Source organism: Halovivax limisalsi (assembly GCF_023093535.1).
GTDB classification, from domain to species: Archaea; Halobacteriota; Halobacteria; order Halobacteriales; family Natrialbaceae; genus Halovivax; species Halovivax limisalsi.
Window position 1 is genome coordinate 2,706,870 of sequence record NZ_CP095757.1, and the last position, 16,269, is coordinate 2,723,138.

General features: G+C 66.4%; 13 protein-coding genes. 2 read left to right on the forward strand and 11 right to left on the reverse strand.

The features are described from left to right. The first annotated feature begins 78 nt into the window (after positions 1–78). Positions 79–1,296: an aminotransferase-like domain-containing protein gene (locus MXA07_RS12605; protein WP_247728947.1), complete on the forward strand. Its 1,218-nt coding sequence runs from the start codon at positions 79–81 to the stop codon at positions 1,294–1,296. A 66-nt stretch (positions 1,297–1,362) separates the two neighbouring features. On the opposite strand, the gene MXA07_RS12610 is transcribed toward MXA07_RS12605, so the two are convergent. The 11 genes from MXA07_RS12610 to MXA07_RS12660 all read right to left on the reverse strand — a co-directional run bounded on the left by MXA07_RS12610 (position 1,363) and on the right by MXA07_RS12660 (position 14,370). Next, the gene (locus MXA07_RS12610) at positions 1,363–3,084 is read right to left on the reverse strand and encodes an alkaline phosphatase D family protein (RefSeq protein ID WP_247728948.1); all 1,722 of its coding nucleotides are present in this window, start codon (positions 3,082–3,084) and stop codon (positions 1,363–1,365) included. A 461-nt stretch (positions 3,085–3,545) separates the two neighbouring features. Continuing rightward, complete coding sequence (locus MXA07_RS12615) at positions 3,546–3,782, reverse strand: hypothetical protein (RefSeq protein ID WP_247728949.1); 237 nt, start codon at positions 3,780–3,782, stop codon at positions 3,546–3,548. 445 nt (positions 3,783–4,227) lie between these two features. Then, positions 4,228–4,809 carry a DUF7110 family protein gene (locus tag MXA07_RS12620; RefSeq protein ID WP_247728950.1) on the reverse strand — a complete coding sequence of 194 codons (582 nt, stop codon included), beginning with the start codon at positions 4,807–4,809 and terminating at the stop codon, positions 4,228–4,230. A gap of 247 nt (positions 4,810–5,056) precedes the next feature. Then, positions 5,057–5,401 carry a glutaredoxin family protein gene (locus tag MXA07_RS12625; protein WP_247728951.1) on the reverse strand — a complete coding sequence of 115 codons (345 nt, stop codon included), beginning with the start codon at positions 5,399–5,401 and terminating at the stop codon, positions 5,057–5,059. Positions 5,402–5,750: 349 nt separating this feature from the next. Further along, positions 5,751–6,434: a bifunctional 4-hydroxy-2-oxoglutarate aldolase/2-dehydro-3-deoxy-phosphogluconate aldolase gene (locus MXA07_RS12630; RefSeq protein WP_247728952.1), complete on the reverse strand. Its 684-nt coding sequence runs from the start codon at positions 6,432–6,434 to the stop codon at positions 5,751–5,753. Between the two features lie 5 nt (positions 6,435–6,439). Further along, positions 6,440–7,729, reverse strand: a complete 1,290-nt coding sequence (locus tag MXA07_RS12635) for a mandelate racemase/muconate lactonizing enzyme family protein (protein ID WP_247728953.1) — start codon at positions 7,727–7,729, stop codon at positions 6,440–6,442. Positions 7,730–7,857: 128 nt separating this feature from the next. Beyond that, a complete protein-coding gene (gfcR, locus tag MXA07_RS12640) occupies positions 7,858–8,514 on the reverse strand; it encodes a transcriptional regulator GfcR (protein ID WP_247728954.1) in 657 nt (218 codons plus the stop codon). Between the two features lie 187 nt (positions 8,515–8,701). After that, positions 8,702–10,084: a hypothetical protein gene (locus tag MXA07_RS12645; RefSeq protein ID WP_247728955.1), complete on the reverse strand. Its 1,383-nt coding sequence runs from the start codon at positions 10,082–10,084 to the stop codon at positions 8,702–8,704. Positions 10,085–10,388: 304 nt separating this feature from the next. Further along, positions 10,389–12,230, reverse strand: coding sequence for an acetyl-CoA carboxylase biotin carboxylase subunit (locus MXA07_RS12650; RefSeq protein ID WP_247728956.1), 1,842 nt, complete (start codon positions 12,228–12,230; stop codon positions 10,389–10,391). 198 nt (positions 12,231–12,428) lie between these two features. Beyond that, positions 12,429–12,812 carry a DUF8022 family protein gene (locus MXA07_RS12655; RefSeq protein WP_247728957.1) on the reverse strand — a complete coding sequence of 128 codons (384 nt, stop codon included), beginning with the start codon at positions 12,810–12,812 and terminating at the stop codon, positions 12,429–12,431. Between the two features lie 13 nt (positions 12,813–12,825). After that, on the reverse strand, positions 12,826–14,370 hold the full coding sequence (locus tag MXA07_RS12660; protein WP_247728958.1) for an acyl-CoA carboxylase subunit beta: 1,545 nt from the start codon (positions 14,368–14,370) through the stop codon (positions 12,826–12,828). Positions 14,371–14,849: 479 nt separating this feature from the next. Between MXA07_RS12660 and MXA07_RS12665 the strand changes: the two genes are divergently transcribed. Further along, a complete protein-coding gene (locus tag MXA07_RS12665) occupies positions 14,850–16,088 on the forward strand; it encodes an ABC transporter substrate-binding protein (protein ID WP_247728959.1) in 1,239 nt (412 codons plus the stop codon). The last annotated feature ends 181 nt before the right edge of the window (positions 16,089–16,269 follow it).

A 16,269-nucleotide genomic window follows, 5' to 3' on the forward strand; every position in this document is an offset into this window, starting at 1 on the left:
GACGAAGTCGGTCGGGAGACGCGGTCGGTGTGGCCGGGATGGGCACGTTTTACTATCGCCACGAAGTAGACGCAGGAAATGACCGCCGGCAGCGCCGATCGATTGCGTTCGCTGTTGACGCCGCGGGCGCGATCGACACTCGACCGATCGGGCTACGGCTCGTGGCGCGCGATCGCCGGGGCCGACGCCGTCTCGCTCGCCTTCGGCTTCCCGTCGCCGGACGCCCTCCCGATCGAGGCGCTGTCGAACTCCGTCGACGCCGTCCTGGACGACGAAGGAGCGCAGGCGCTCCAGTACGGTGGCGGGAGGTACGCGGATCGTCTCGAATCGTGGGTCGAAACGCGGGCGCTCGATCGCGGCATCGACCTCGACTCGCGATCCGTCCTGCTGACCAACGGGGCGACCCACGCCCTCGACAGCACCTGTCGGGCCTTCCTCGAACCGGGCGACGTCGTCGCCGTCGAAGCGCCGACGTTCATGGGCTCGATCCGCGTCTTCGAGAACTTCGGCGTCGACGTCGTCGGAACGCCCCTCGACGAGGCGGGCCTCGACGTCGAGGTGCTGGCCGATCGACTCGACCGCCGTCGCCGCGAGGGCCGACCGATCCCGAAACTCGTGTACACGATTCCGAACTTCCAGAATCCGACGGGGGCGACGCTGCCTCGCGACCGGCGCGAACGGCTCCTCGAACTCGCCGAGCGGTTCGACTTCGCGATCGTGGCGGACGACGCCTACGGCGACCTGCGATACGCGGGCGACCCGGAGCCCCCGCTCGCCGCGCTCGACGACGACGGGCGCGTGATCCGCATCGAGTCGTTCGCGAAGACGATCGCGCCCGGCGTCAGGCTCGGGTGGCTCGTCGCGCCGACGCCGATCCGCGAGGCGATCGGCGCCCTCGCGGCCGGCGGCACGAACACCTTCACCCGCAGCGCCGTCGGCCACTACTGCACCGAGGGCGCATTCGACGCGGCCCTGCCCGATCTCCGGGCGGCGTACGCGAAGCGCCGGGATCGGCTGCTCGCCGCGCTCGACCGAACCATGCCGCCCGAGGCGACCTGGAGCGAACCGGACGGCGGCTTCTTCGTCTGGCTCGAACTGCCCGCGACCGTCGACACCGGCGACCTGCTCGACGCGGCGATCGACGCCGGCGTCACGTTCCTGCCCGGTTCGACGTTCTATCCCGACGACCGCGGCGCGAACGCGCTCAGACTCTCCTTTTCCTACGCCGGTCCGGCGGAGATCGAGGCCGGAATCGAAGCGCTGGGAGCGGCGATCGACGAATACGAGCGGGCCTGACGTCGTACCCCGCGCTCGGGAGTTCGGTGCGAGAGCGTACGGAGCGGTCGCCCGGATCCCAGCCGGCTACTCGGGGTTCGAATGCGCGACGGCAACCGTCGGGACCGACTCGTGGCGCTCACGGAGCTCGGGCCGACTGACCGGAACGTCGACGCCATACGCCGGCTCGGGTTCGGCCTCCGATGCGTCGACGGTCTTGTCCACCCAGTAGACGTCCCACGTACAGGCGTCTCGCGAGAACGTGACGACGGAGTACCCCCAGTTGGCACAATCGGCGAGCGCGAAGCCCAGCAACCGCTGCAGCGCGGTCGTCGCGATCCGATTCGCCAGTCGCGCGCCGGCGGCTCCGACTCCGTCCGGCACCGCTCGATCGGCGCCGATCCGCCCGCTTGCGGGCAGGCGTTCGATCGCGTTCCGGACGGTACCCGCGATCCAGTCGTCGATCGTTTCGCTGAGCGTCACGCTCGTGACGCTCGGCGTCATGAACTCCACCCCGATGACGCCGTCTCCCTCGGCCGCCCGTAGGCGGGTGGCGAGGGTCATGTGCATGTCGCCGGTGAGCAAGACGACCGACGTCTGGTCCCGGACGGCCGCCATCGTCTCGGCGATCGTCGCCCGCTCGGCCGCGAACCCGTCCCACGAATCCTTCCACAGACCGCGAACGAGGGGTGCGAACAGCACCGCGTTCGCCCACGCCGTCCACCGCGTCTCGCTCCCGCGAAGCGTGTCGAGAAACCACTCGCGCTGGGTTCGGCCGAGGATCGTGTGCGACGAATCCGCCCGATCCCAGGGCAGCACGCGATCCCTGCGCGAGTGGGGCCGGCTCCGAAACAGGCGTTCGTCTGTCAGCACCAGCGTGAGGAGGTCGCCGAACCGCGTGGCCGTGTACAGTTCGAACGAGTCGTGGAGGTGGTCGGCAGTCGGATCGTACGTGATGCGCGCGGGGACGAACTCCCACCACGCCTGGATCCCGGCGCGCGTGAGGTACCGCGTGAACGCCGGCACGTCGCCGCACGGGTGGTCCGGAAACACCGGCGCGTCGCGCTCGTAGTCCCAGTATCGATCGTTCGCGATCGCGTGGTCGTCCCACGTCTGGATGACGGTGTGGCGTTCGTGCAGGCGTTGCAAGCTGGGTTCCGCCTTGTAGACCTCGTAGAGGTGGCGGAAGTCGTCCAGACTCATCGGGTGCGTCTCGCCGTCGGGAAGCTCGATTCGACGATCGTCGTACGGCCCATCACCGACGTCGTCGTAGACGTAGTCGCCGAGGTGGAGGACGAAGTCGACGTCCGCCGCCGCGAGGTTCGCGATCGCCCCGAAGCGGCCGTGCTGGTAGTGCTGGCAGTTCAGTACGCCGAACGTGACCGACTCCGGCGACCGATCCTCGCCCGGGAGCGTCCGGCACCGCCCCGTCGGACTCCGGACGCCCCGGTACCCGAATCGATAGAAGTAGACCGAATCCGGCTCGAGGACGCCGTCGAGGTCGACCCGAAGCGTGTAGTTGTCGGTGGGTTTGACGCCGGGACCCGGGAGGACGGCTCGGACCACCGGATCGTCGAACGACTCGTCGGTCGCGACCTCGAGGCGCAACGACCGGGTCGGATCGTACCGATCCGGATGGATCCGCGTCCAGAGGACGATCCCCGTCGGCGTCGGCCCGCCGCTCGCGACGGACTGGGGAAACACGTCCGCCGGACGGTCGTCCGTCCGATCGAGGTCCGTATCTTCGAGCGAGGTACCCACGACGAGGTCCGCCGCGTCGACCGGCTGGCGAATGGTGACCGTCACCATCGTGTCACCGGTCCGATGGCTCGAGACCAGCCCCGGGGTTCGTCAGGGACCGCGAGTGCGACTCGACGGGCATACTGTGTGATTAGTCTTGAGTGGAGTTAACTATTAGCATAGCAAGTCAGCAGTGACAACCGAGCGGCCGCGAACGCGGTCGGCGCCGTCGACGACGACGGATCAATGGCATGTGCGACGACGGATCGGCCCTATCGACGAACGCGGACGGTCTGACGGGCTCGGCGACGGGCGATTCGGACGGCGTCGAGGCCGGCTGGAGGGCGATCTCGACGCGTTCGCGGGATGACCGACTCGCCGGTCGAGCGCGGCGTTCCGACGCGGTGGTCGTGCTCCGTTGGGCCACCGTCGTGGGCTCGGCGACCGGCTCCGATCGGCCGTCCGCACGTTCGGTCCGCCGGCTGCGTGCTCCGGTCGGCCGGTCGCACGCTCCCCTCGCCGTCCGCACGCTACGGTCGACCGGCGCGCGCTTTCACCCGTTCCGAGAACGCCGACAGGTTCATCGCGGCGGCGCAGTGTTCACAGCAGTATCGCACGGCGACCGTGTACGTCTCCGACAGCGGATCCGGCGGCGTCACCTCGACCCGGAAGCAGCGGGTTGGCGCCACGGTGCGATCACACCGGTAACAGCCGCGGTCGCGAGGCGAATCGCCGGCGCCGCCGCTCGATTCGTCGACGCCCCTCATCCGAGACCACCACGGTACAGTCTGGCGGACCACCCGGTGGCGCTCGGGCCCCCATCCCCGAAAACGAAGGTAGACGACGGATAGCGATTCAACTCTCTAAACCGCAGGCGTGCGAGACCTTTTTGTCTCGGAAGTGTGTACGCAATCATGGCGACCAAAATCCCTGCTTCGGGATTTGGAAGCCACGTCTCGGGTGTGGCAGCACCCGGGACACTTTCATGCCCGTTCGGACGTGACTTCCGTCCTGATTGTTGACGTGATGGGTAATATAGTTACTAATTATTAGTTGGAATCAACGGCTCGAGGTCGGAACAGTGCGCCACCTCGAGGTCCTGGAGCCCGTTCGGCGAAACCGATCGACCGTTGGTTGCAGGAATCCGCGAGACGGGGCATCCGGGCCTGAACAAGGTCCCATTAGACCGTCGTACAATTCCGAAGATACCGGTCAGTCGGTGATGAACTTGTTGTCGCGCCAGTTGACGCCGCCGTTCGACCCCGTCGAGTCGCGCGGGCCCTCGACGACCTCGACGTCGGCAGGCCGCACCTCGCCGTCGACGATGCGCGTCGCTTCGAGTTCGCCGCCCCTGTCGGAGATGGCCGTCAGCGTCCCCTTCTCGGACTGCTCGGCGATGTCACAGAGGACGAGGAACATCTCGTACTGCAGGAGCGAGTTCTGGAGGACGGTCTCGCGATCGCCCTTGAACGCGGCGTACTCGACGAGTTCGGACTCGATCTCCTCTTCCTCCTCGTCCTCCCAGCGGAAGGCGTTCCGGTGCTCTTCCGGGTCCTCCTCGTAGACGCGGTTTTCCGTGACGCTCGCCTTGAGCTGGGCCGACGGGGTGTACTTGCTGACGCTCTCGTCCTCGGCGTCGGCCTTGAGGATGAGCGTGTTGTTGCGCCGAGTGAGTTCGACGTCGGCGATGCCGTCGGGAAATGTCGCTTCGTCGAGATGATCCTGCAGATCCTCGAGCGGCAGTTCGAGCGTCGAGTGCAATCGATACACGTGACTGGATTCCTCGTTGGACATGGTGAAGGTAGGTGGACTGGTCGCTTACCACCACATACGACGGCGGCGCTTAAATGACCTGCTGTTCGATACCCGCCGGTTCCGCGCGTACAAATCAAATCCGCGACGACGGTTGATGAAACTGATCCGTCAACGGCTAATTAACCGACGGGCATCGGGCCGACCGCGAGTGTCGGTGATACGAGCGCGCTCTCCAGTCCGCCTCGCAGTCAGTAACCGCGGTGTACTGGGTTCACGACGGGAGCCTTTACTCGCCAGCCAGCGTTTCGGCGAGCTCGCCGCGCTCGTCCAGCTCTTCGAGGATGTCGCTGCCGCCGACGAACTCGCCGTCGACGTAGGTCTGGGGAATCGTCTCCCAGCCGCTGTGGGCCGAGAGCGCCTGCCGGAACTCGTCGAGCGAATCCAGGACGTCGACCGTCTCGAACTCCTCGCGGTGCTGGGAGATGAGCCCGAGCGCCTTGCGGGAGTAGCCACACTGCGGCATCAGTTCGGTTCCCTTCATGAAGAGGACGACCTCGTTCTCGTCGATCGCGGCGTCGACCCGTTCGGTGACCTCGTCCTGATCGAGTCCCTGGTTCGGCGGGAAGTCCATACCCAATCCATGGGCACTCGGCCGCATATGCCTTGCGAACTTTTTACCCCTCGGGTTCGCTCGCGACACTCGCTCACCCTCGGCGCAAAAACTTCGATGAAAAAGGCCGGTGGCTCGGTCACAGACCTCGCCACCGGTGTGGTTCGAAAGAGCGCTTGCGCTCTTTCGTCATGCCGAGAGAGCGTAGCTCTCTCGTAGCAAACCGCTCGCTGCGCTCGCGGACACTTTCCGATGGTATGTACACAGTCTCTACGGCAAGGTTCCAACTTGTCGCGAAAAATGTCCGGTTACAAACGCCTCACGATCTTCGCTCCACCGAAGTGCCGTCGATAGAACTGAATCGATACCCTCACTCCCGACGGGCGTCGGCGACTTCGGCGACGAACTTCTCGGCGCGTCGCTCGATCGCGTCGAAGTCGCCCTCGTCGATCGCGTCGCCGTCGACCAGGTCGCTCCCGACGCCGACCGCACATGCGCCCGCGTCGAGGTAGTCGGCGGCGTTCTGTAGCGTGACGCCGCCGGTCGGGACCAGGTCGACGTCACCGAACGGCCCGGCGAGCGCCGAGAGGTGGCCCGGCCCCACGCTGCTCGCGGGGAAGACCTTCAGTACGTCGGCCCCGGCCTCCAGCGCGGTCACGGCCTCCGTGGGCGTGAGAACGCCGCACATCGACAGCACGCCCCGACGGTTGCACGTCTCGACCACTGGGGGCGCCGTGTGCGGCGTGACGACGAACGACGCCCCGGCGTCGATGACCGCGCTCGCCGTCGCCGGATCGAGGACCGTCCCGGCTCCGATCACCGCGTCGGTCCCGTCGAGTTCGGCTCGCAACCGCGAGACCTTCTCGGCCGCGCCCGGATCGTCGGCCGTGATCTCGATCCCCGGGACGCCGCCCCGGACAAGCGCCGCCGCGACCGGAACGATCGACTCCGGGTCGACCCCGCGGAGGACGGCCACCACGCCGCTTTCGACGATGGTGCCGAGCGGCGGCCGTCGACTGCGCTCCCTCCCGTCGTCCGCGTCGAACGCGCACATGGAAATCAGGCCTCGTCGAAGAGTTCTTCGCCCTCGACCACGTGCTCGGCGACGACGTCCAGATCGAGCGTGACGCCGAGACCCGGTTCCTCGGGGATCTCGATGTACCCCTCCTCGATGACGGTCTCTTCGACCAGATCGTCCCACCACCCGAGTTCGTAGGAGTGGAACTCGACGGCCAGCGCGTTCGAGATCGACGCACCGACCTGGGCGCTGGCCATCGTCGCGACGGGCGAGGAGACGTTGTGCATCGCCACGGGAACGTAGTAGAGATCCGCGAGGTCGGCGATCTTCGCCGTCTCCCGCATCCCGCCGACCTTCGGGAGATCGGGGGCGACGATGTCGACTGCGCCCTCCTCCAGGAGCTGGCGCTGGCCGTGCGTGCGGTAGACGTTCTCGCCGGTGGCGATCGGCGTGCTCGTCGACTGCGTCACCGCCCGCTGGACGTCGTGGTTCTCCGGCGGGACGGGATCTTCGAGCCACCAGACGTCGTACGGTTCGAGGGCTCTCGCCAGTCGCTTCGCGCTGTCCGCCGAGAACGACCAGTGACAGTCGAAGGCGACGTCCGCCCGGTGGCCCACGGCCTCGGTGACCGCCTCGACGATCGAGCGCTTGTGCTCGATCTCCGCGTCGCGAAGGTGGCGGTTCGCCCGGTCCTTCTCGTGGCCGGAGGGCACGTCGAGGTCGAACTTCAACGCGTCGTAGCCCAGCTCCTCGACGACGCGTTCGGCTTCCTCCGCCTGGGCGAGCGGTTCGGCCGGCGGCGGATTCTCGCCCGCCGCGGCCGCCGTCGGCGGCCCCGCCTCGCCGTCGCCCTCGACGTGGCAGTCGCAGTAGACCCGAACCTCGTCGCGGTACTTCCCGCCGAGCAGCTGGTAAGCCGGCACCTCGAGGATCTTCCCCGCCAGATCGTGCAGCGCCACCTCGATCCCCGAGATGGCCGTCACCGTCACGCCGCCGATCGAGCCCTCGCCCGACATCCGCTGGACGAGGTGCTCCGTGAGGCGATCGATGTCGAGCGGGTTCTCCCCCCGGAGGAAGGGAACCATCCGTTCTACCAACTCCGGCGCGCCGGCCCCCCAGTAGGCCTCGCCCGTCCCGACGATGCCGGCGTCGGTGTACACCCGGACGAGCGTCCACGGGAAGTTGCCGTCGACCATCGTCGTCTGGACGTCCGTGATCTCGACGTCGCGTCCGCCGCCGCGCTCGGCGGAGAGTCCCATCGAGTCGGCCGCCAGATCGCGCATCGTGTACTCGGCGTTCGGATCCCGAAGCGCGCTGTAGTCGATTCCCATGGGGCGTCCAAGCACGTCGACCGTTGTAGCTGTTGGTTCAGCGAACGCGACCGGTCGGAACGCGGATCTGTTCCGTGCGAAACGGTCCCTTCGGGTTCGCCGAGAACGACGGCGACGTCGGGACGAACTCAGGCGTCGTCCCGGCCGACGCTGATCACCTGCAACAGCGAGTAGATCGGCACGCCGTCGAGTTCGTCGAGTCCCTGTTTGTCCGCCAGTACCACGCAGGCCAGCGGCTCGCCGCCCTCGGCCCGGATCGCCTCGATCGTCTCGCCCATCGTCGTCCCGCTGGTGATGGTGTCGTCCACCACGTAACACTCGCGATCGCGAATCCCGGCGAAGTTGTGGCTGAACGAACCGGCGAGCTCGTCGATGTCGCCCTCCTCCCACTGGTGCTTCGCCGGCGTGTACGTCGCCAGGTCGGTCTCGAGTTCGCGCGCGACGAGGGCGGCGACCGGGCCGCCCGCCTTCTCGATCCCGACGGTCAGGTCGACGTCTTCGCCGTGTTTCGCGAGCAGATCGGCCATCGCCACGGCGATCGCGCCCAGTCGACGCGAGTCGCGGCCGATCGCCGACCAGTCGACGTGGATGTCCTGCGGACTGCTCCCGGCGTCCGCTCCCGTAGCCGCTGTCGACCCCGCATCGACCGCATCCGTTCCGCTGCGTTCGACGAGCCAGCTCGCCGTCTCGCGCGAGACGTTGAGTTCGTCCGCAATTTCGCCGCGCGAGAGGCCCTGCTCGGCCAGTTCGGCCGCACCCTCGATCAGATCGTCGACGTTCTTCATGCGACCGGCTACGTCGCACAGCCTCAAAGGGCTAACACGGGGCCGGATCGAGTTCGACCACTTTTCCTGACCGGCCAATCCCACCGGTCGTCCGTCCGCAGTCCGGAGCCGGACCGCGCTCGTCCACCCATCGAGGCTGCAACGGCGTCGTCCTTCGAGATCGCCACGTCGGAGTGAATCGATCGATTCAACTATCGCGCGAATCGGGAGCGGCCGCTCGATCTCTCGCCGCGTCGCCGAGGGCCTCCAGCTCGTCGTTGATGTCGGCGCCGGAGCTCTCACCGGGGAGGATGTCGCCGAGGGCAGCACCGAACGACGCCACGGTCCAGACGACGCTGATCCGGGCCAGTGCGACGACCGGGTCGTCCCAGTGTGCGACGCGACCCCACATCGTCGTGAGGGCCGCGGCCGTCAGGAAGGAAACGAGCGCGATCCCGACCAGCCGACGGGGGACAACGCCGAATATGGGGCGTGATATTCGAACGTCCTGTGGACCAGCCCAGTAGACGAGTGCCAGGATCATCAGGAGTACGAAGACGGCGTTGACGAGGAGGTAGATCGGGACGAATCCGACCCGGAACGAGAGAAAGAAATCGGCCACGTCGTACACGCCGTCCTCGACCAGCAACGGAATCGAGAAGAAAATACTGCCGACGAACGCCTCTGCGACGTCTCTGGAGGTGTACTTCTGAATCGTGTCGTCGGACGCATCGTCGAACGCTGCCCGGATCGTCCGTTCCCGAAGTCGGTCGGCATCCCGCCGGTCGGCAGCGTCGCCGAAGACCGATTCGAGGTCGGCGAACTCCCGGTGAAGTGCGTCCAGCAGTTCACCGTCAGAAATCTGGTGGAGTGGGTCCCTCCAATCGTCGCCCGACGGTACGTCGATCGGAGACAGTCCGGGAAGACGGTTCTCCGCCGCTTCACCCGAAGCGATGGGAGCCCGTGAGTCGGCTCCATCAGCGAGGATGTCACCGAGGGCGGCACCAAGCGATCCGACGGTCCAGATCACGTTGATGCGGGCGACCGCCTCCATCGGAGACGTCCATCCGCCGACGCGACCCCAGACCGTCATCAGGACCACGGCGACGAGAAACGAGACGGCGAGGGTCATAACCACGCGCAGCGGGACGATTCCGAAGGGAACCACCGTCTCGATCGTGTTTCGCCCGGTCCACTCGACCAGTGCGTACGTCATGAGCACGACGAACAGCGTATTGGCGAGGAGAAATACCGGAATACCGTGAACGGTGGACGCGAAGAGGTGGTCGGCGATGTCGAAGACGCCGTCCTCGACGAGAAGCGGTGCGGCGAAGATCACGCTACCGACGAACGCTTCCGCCACGTCGCGCAGCCGGAGTTCGCGCTCTCGCGAGTCGATGAGCCCCCGATCGTGCGCTTCCACGAGCAACCGCTCGATATCTCCGAGTTCGTCTCGCGCGGTGGAGCCGGTCGCGTCGTCCGCCAGATCGGACAGTCCCGCGAAGAGATCCTCGATCGTCGGCGCGGGCGATTCCGCTCCACCCGTTTCCGGATCTGCCGAGGCTCTCTCCGGTGGAGACGCGTCCGACATTTGGTATATCGACCCATCGCGAACCGGAAGGAAATAACTTCTGAGTGGCCCGGCCCACGGCCCGACCGCTCGATCCCAGCACGACGGAGCTGAAGATCACCCCAAAAGAATGAGGAAACTCGAACTCTGTCGGTATCGTGTCGGTTGCTGGTAAATCGAGCGGACCAGACGGGCCGTTCTCCAACGACAGACGACGGTCACCCCGACTGACCGATGAATCGTCCGGCCGCTCCCCAGCCGGCTGGATGCAGACGGCTCGGTCAAGAAACCGACCGCGAGAACGGCCATCGCCGGTTCCGTACCCTCACTCCAGCACGACCAGCGTATCGCCCATGTCGACGCTGTCGCCCTCGCTCACCGGCACCTGGCCGACGGTGCCGCCGCGCGAGGCGACGACGTCGTTCTCCATCTTCATCGCCTCGAGGACGAGGACCACGTCGCCGGCGGCGACCTCGTCGCCCGCCTCGACCTCGACGGAGAGGACGGTCCCCTGCATCTCTGCGGCGATCGACTCGCCGTCGCCGGAGACGTCGGCGGTCTCGCTGCCGGCGTCTGCGCCGCCGCCGGACCCCTGCGACGGTCGCTGGGCCTGCGCGGAGCCCCCGCCACCGCCGTTGGCGAGCGGCGCGGCGCCGCGCTCTTCGAGGTCGACCTCGAAGCGCTTGCCGTTGACCTCGACGGTGAACTCGCGTTCGACGACGTCGACGTCCTCGGGCTCGGCCGACGGCTCGTCCGGCCCCCAGCGCTCCTGGGCCTCCTCGAACCGGCTGCGGTCGATGTGCTCGTCCAGGTACTTCGTCGTGTGGGTGCCCTCGACGAAGCGCTCGTCGGTGCACATCAGCCGGTGGAAGGGGACGATCGTCGTCACGCCCTCGATGTCGTACTCCGCGAGCGCGCGCTGGGATCGGGCCAGACACTCCTCGCGATCCGCGCCCCAGACGATCAGCTTCGCGATCATCGAGTCGTAGTCGGTGACCAGTTCGTCGCCCTGGCGCATCGCGTCGTCGACGCGGACGCCGACGCCGCCCGGCGGGTCGTAGGTGGTGAGCGTGCCCCCGGAGGCGGGCTGGAAGTCGTTCGCGGCGTTCTCCGCGTTGATGCGGAACTCGATCGCGTGGCCGTCGAACGCGACGTCATCCTGCGAAAAGTCGAGTTCCTCGCCCGCGGCGATCCGGAGCTGCCACTTGAGGATGTCGATGCCCGTGATCTCCTCGGTCACGCAGTGTTCGACCTGGATCCGGGTGTTGACCTCCAGGAAGTAGAAGTTCGCGTCGGGACCCAGCAGGCCGTCGCGGTCCGGGTCTTCCTCCACGAGGAACTCGACGGTGCCGGCGTTGGTGTAGTCGGCTGCGGCGACGCCGCGCCGGGCCGCCTCGCCGATTTGCTCGCGGATTTCGTCGGTCAGCGCCGGCGAAGGACCCTCCTCGACGACCTTCTGGTGACGGCGCTGGAGCGAACAGTCGCGCTCGCCGAGGTGCCGGACGTTGCCGTGCTCGTCGGCGACGATCTGCACCTCGATGTGACGCGGGTTCTCGAGGTAGCGCTCGAGGTAGACCGAGTCGTTGTCGAAGTAGGCCTCGCCCTCGCGCTTGGCGCTCTCGAGCTTGTCGGCGGCCTCGTCGGCCGACTCGACGACCTTCATCCCGCGACCGCCACCGCCGCCTTCGGCCTTGATCGCGACCGGGAAGCCGTGTTCCTCGCCGAATTCTTCGACCGCCTCGGCGGTGTCGACCGGATCGGTCGTCCCCGGGACGATCGGCACGTCCGCGTCGTCCATGATCGTCCGCGCCTTCGTCTTCTCGCCCAGGCTCTCCATCGCGTCGCTGGAGGGGCCGACCCAGGTGATACCCTCCGTTTCCTCGACCTTCGCGGCGAACGCGGCGTTCTCCGCGAGGAAGCCGTAACCGGGGTGGATCGCGTCCGCGTCGGCCTGCTGCGCGGCCTCGATGACGGCCTCGTGATCGAGGTACGAGTCGGCCGCGCGGGCCGGGCCGACGTTGTACGCCTCGTCCGCGTACCTGACGTGCCCGCCGTTCTTGTCCGCCTCCGAGTAGATCGCGACGGTCTCGACGCCCAGTTCCTCGCAGGCCCGCATGACGCGGACCGCGATTTCACCGCGGTTCGCTACCAGAACCTTCCGAAACATTCCTGCTCGAACGCTCGTAAGGGCCGTACCTTACTTTTTCGCAATTGAGTCGGCACACGAACGTGCGGACGGCGACGGACCCGCCGCGGGAAGTGAAAGCGTCCGGACACGCCCACGCGACCGCCGACGACTGTCGAACCCCGGCAGCCGGGGTCGAACGCCCGCTGCCCGGACCTCGCGGCAGTTCGCGAGCGGACCTCAGAATCGATCCGACCGGCCCGCGGCCGTCCACGGATCCGTCGGAGCGGCCGACGGGACGCGGCCCGAACTGCTCGATATCGCCGCGAGACGGCCGGCGAACGCCCAGCGTCTGCCATCCCACGATTCGCCGTCCGTCTCCGTCGCTGCTGCCGCCCGCTCGCGATCGCGCAAGTGCGCGCCGATCGCGACCGCGATGGCGGCGGCTTCCGCCGGGGTCGCGGACGACGGAATCGAGAGTGAGACGTCCTCCGCGAGCGAAATCGCGGCGTCGGTTTCGGCCGCTCGCTCCGCGCTCGCCGCGCCGGGCTGGTCCCCGCTCGCGTCGTTCGTTACGGTTTCACCGTCGCCGTCCGCCGATTTCGGAGGTTCGTTTCGACTCATCGATCGGGCCCCATCACAGCGGGATGTTCCCGTGTTTCTTGTCGGGCGTCTCCTCGCGCTTGGACTGGAGCATCTCGAGGTCCGAGATCAGCCGCGGGCGAGTCTCGGTGGGGCGGATGACGTCGTCGAGGAAGCCCTTGTCCGTCGCGGTGTAGGGGTTGGCGAACTCCTCGCGGTACTCCTCGATGAGCTCCTCCCGGAGCGCGTCGGGGTCGTCGGCCTCGGCGAGTTCCTCGCGGTAGAGGATGTTGACCGCGCCCTTCGGTCCCATGACGGCGATCTCGGCGGTCGGCCAGGCGTAGTTGACGTCCGCGCCGAGGTTCTTCGAGGCCATCACGCAGTAGGCGCCGCCGTAGGCCTTGCGCGTGATGACGGTGAGGAGGGGGACGGTCGCCTCGGAGTAGGCGTAGAGGAGCTTCGCGCCGTGGCGGATGATCCCGCGGTGTTCCTGATCCGTCCCGGGCATGTAGCCGGGGACGTCGACGAACGTGACGATCGGGATGTTGAACGAATCGCAGAAGCGGACGAAGCGCGAGGCCTTCATCGAGGCGTCGACGGTCAGCGTCCCGGCGTTGACCCGGGGCTGGTTCGCGACGAGCCCGATCGAGCGGCCGTCGAGGCGGCCGAACCCGACGACGATGTTCTTCGCGTAGTTCTCGGCGACCTCGAAGAACGAACCTTCGTCGACAACCGTGTCGACGACGTCGGTCATGTCGTAGGGCTTTTGTGGGTTGTCCGGAACGATCGATTCGAGCGCCTCGTCGCGCCGATCCCGATCGTCCCAGGGATCGACCCGCGGTGGATCCTCGACGTTGTTCTGCGGAAGGTACGAGAGGAGGCGCCGAATCTGGTCCAGCGCGTCCTCTTCGGACTCGCAGGCGAACTGCGCGACGCCGGTCTCGCCGGCGTGGGTCATCGCCCCGCCGAGTTCCTCGTGCGTGACGTCCTCGCCGGTGACGGTCTTCGTGACGCCGGGCCCGGTGATGTACATGTGGCTCGTGTCCTTCACCATGAAGATGAAGTCCGTGATGGCCGGGGAGTAGACCGCGCCGCCCGCACAGGGTCCCATCGTCGCGGAGATCTGTGGAATCACGCCGCTGGCCTGCTGGTTCCGGCGGAAGATCTCGGTGTAGCCCGCGAGGCTCTTGACGCCCTCCTGGATGCGCGCGCCCGCGGAGTCGTTGAGGCCGATGACCGGCGCGCCGACCTCCATCGCCGTGTCCATCACCTTACAGACCTTCTCGGCGAACACCTCGCCGAGCGACCCGCCGAAGACGGTGAAGTCGTGCGCGAAGACGAAGACGTGTCGACCGTCGACTTCGCCGTAGCCGGTCACGACGCCGTCGCCCTTGATTTGCTTCTCGTCCATTCCGAAGTTCGTCTCCTCGTGGGTTCGCAGCTGGTCGAACTCGGTGAACGTTCCGTCGTCGAGGAAGTACTCGATCCGCTCGCGGGCGGTCAGTTTCCCCTTCTCGTGCTGGCGCTCGATGCGCTCCTCGCCGCCGCCGAGCAACGCCTCCTCGCGAAGCGACTCGAGTTCCTCGATTCGCTCTTCCATCGTCATCCGTCGACCCTCCGTCCGACGCTCATTGGTGGGAGGATGCACTAGCCGGGCAAAAAGTATTCTGAAGACGCAACGGGTGCACGTTCACCCGGTGAACGGGTCGCAATCGAGGTCCGCGTTGCGCCACGAATCGCACCGGTCCGGCGAACGAATCCAACCGGTCAGATTCTACCACGACCGAAGCGCTCCACACACCACGGTCTGCGATCAAAGAATATATCGAGACCCCGGGGCTGGTACTCACGACAGTTAGTCGGGATCGCCCACTATCCGAGACCGAGCGAGGGTCCGCTCAATCGAGATGCTTAGATTTCGAGAAGAGGAACGAGATCAATATGGAATAACATACGTTATTCGACCCTCTGGTTTGAATTACAAGGCAGTATATAACTGAAGGAGGGTAAATTTGACTCATATTTGCTAATTGAAATAAAAACATAAGTACTTTATAATGGACCGCTATATGGTACCCTATGGCACGCAAGCTGAATCGGCGGCAGGTGCTCGGGGGGATAGGTGCAACTGGAACGCTCTCACTTGCTGGGTGTCTCGATGCGCTCGGCGGCGGGTCGAACGGCGGTGGGAATGTCGAACCGATGCTGGGTATTCTGCAGCCGGAATCGGGCCAATTGGGATCGCTCGGGACGCCGATCGCGGATGGCGCAGAGTTGCCAGCACGGCAGCTCGAATCCGAAACCGACCTCACCATCGACGTCGGTCGAAGAGATACCGAGACGAGACCCGAAGTCGGCGTGAGTCAGGCCCAGACGCTCGTCGACTCGGGGTACCCGGCGATCACCGGGGCTGCGTCGTCGTCCGTCACGATCAACGTCGCGAACGACATCCTCATCCCGAACGAGGTCGTCGGCATCTCGCCGGCCAGTACCAGTCCGGACATCACGGGCATGAACGGGGATTACCTGCTTCGAACCTGTCCGAGCGACGCCTGGCAGGGCGACGCGATGGCGGAGATCGCCGTCAACGATCAGGGCGCGAGTACGATCGCGACGCTCTATCTCAACAACGACTACGGGCAGGGCCTCAACGACGAATTCGTCGCCGGTTGCGAGGAGCGCGGTGCCGAAATCCTCGCCGAAGTCTCCTTCGACTCGAGCAATACCTCGTTTACGTCCCAGCTGGAGAATTCGGCCGGAACGGATCCCGATATGCTGATGATCGTCGGCTACCCTGAGGCCGGACAGGTGATCCTCCGCGAGTTCTACGAGAACTACGACAACGACATGCCGATTCTCGTTCCCGACGGGCTCATCGACGACAATCTCCCCTCGAACGTGGACAATCCGCTGGAAAACGTCATCGGGACGGCCCCCGGTGCAGGCGGCGAAGGCATCGATTCCTTCAAGAGCCTCTACGAAGACGAGTACGACACCGCGCCTGGAGTCTTCAACGCGCAAGCGTACGACGCGAGCGCCGTCCTGATTCTCGCCACCCTCTACGGCGGTGAGGTGGACGGTCCGACGATCTCCGAAAACGTCCGAGAGGTGGCCAACCCCGACGGCGAGGAGGTCGGCCCGGGTAACCTCCCCGAAGCGGTCGAGATGGCCCAGGACGGCGACGCGCTGAACTACCAGGGCGCTTCCGGTCCCGTCGACTTCCTCGATAACGGTAACCCGTCCGCCGTTACGTACGAGATCGGCAGCTACACCATGGACGGCTACTCCGTCGATCGTAGCGTCACCTACGAAGCCTGACGGCGCCTCGTAACTCGACAATTTTTCGCGACGAGCTCGGATGTGCAGTAGCCGCGCCCGTGAGACTGGGAGTACGTAAGGCCGGGTACTCGGCAATGAGGGTTTCGACGGACCCGGGCAGCGTCCGGGGAGGGCCAAATCCGTCACCGCCGTCTGGGTGCGGCGGTTCGTCTCGACTGCC

Bases quoted from the DNA above. Each gene is read 5' to 3' on its own strand.
- MXA07_RS12605 (WP_247728947.1), top strand. From the start codon at position 79: ATGACCGCCGGCAGCGCCGATCGATTGCGTTCGCTGTTGACGCCGCGG.
- MXA07_RS12610 (WP_247728948.1), bottom strand. From the start codon at position 3,084: ATGGTGACGGTCACCATTCGCCAGCCGGTCGACGCGGCGGACCTCGTC.
- MXA07_RS12615 (WP_247728949.1), bottom strand. From the start codon at position 3,782: ATGAGGGGCGTCGACGAATCGAGCGGCGGCGCCGGCGATTCGCCTCGC.
- MXA07_RS12620 (WP_247728950.1), bottom strand. From the start codon at position 4,809: ATGTCCAACGAGGAATCCAGTCACGTGTATCGATTGCACTCGACGCTC.
- MXA07_RS12625 (WP_247728951.1), bottom strand. From the start codon at position 5,401: ATGGACTTCCCGCCGAACCAGGGACTCGATCAGGACGAGGTCACCGAA.
- MXA07_RS12630 (WP_247728952.1), bottom strand. From the start codon at position 6,434: ATGTGCGCGTTCGACGCGGACGACGGGAGGGAGCGCAGTCGACGGCCG.
- MXA07_RS12635 (WP_247728953.1), bottom strand. From the start codon at position 7,729: ATGGGAATCGACTACAGCGCGCTTCGGGATCCGAACGCCGAGTACACG.
- gfcR (WP_247728954.1), bottom strand. From the start codon at position 8,514: ATGAAGAACGTCGACGATCTGATCGAGGGTGCGGCCGAACTGGCCGAG.
- MXA07_RS12645 (WP_247728955.1), bottom strand. From the start codon at position 10,084: ATGTCGGACGCGTCTCCACCGGAGAGAGCCTCGGCAGATCCGGAAACG.
- MXA07_RS12650 (WP_247728956.1), bottom strand. From the start codon at position 12,230: ATGTTTCGGAAGGTTCTGGTAGCGAACCGCGGTGAAATCGCGGTCCGC.
- MXA07_RS12655 (WP_247728957.1), bottom strand. From the start codon at position 12,812: ATGAGTCGAAACGAACCTCCGAAATCGGCGGACGGCGACGGTGAAACC.
- MXA07_RS12660 (WP_247728958.1), bottom strand. From the start codon at position 14,370: ATGGAAGAGCGAATCGAGGAACTCGAGTCGCTTCGCGAGGAGGCGTTG.
- MXA07_RS12665 (WP_247728959.1), top strand. From the start codon at position 14,850: ATGGCACGCAAGCTGAATCGGCGGCAGGTGCTCGGGGGGATAGGTGCA.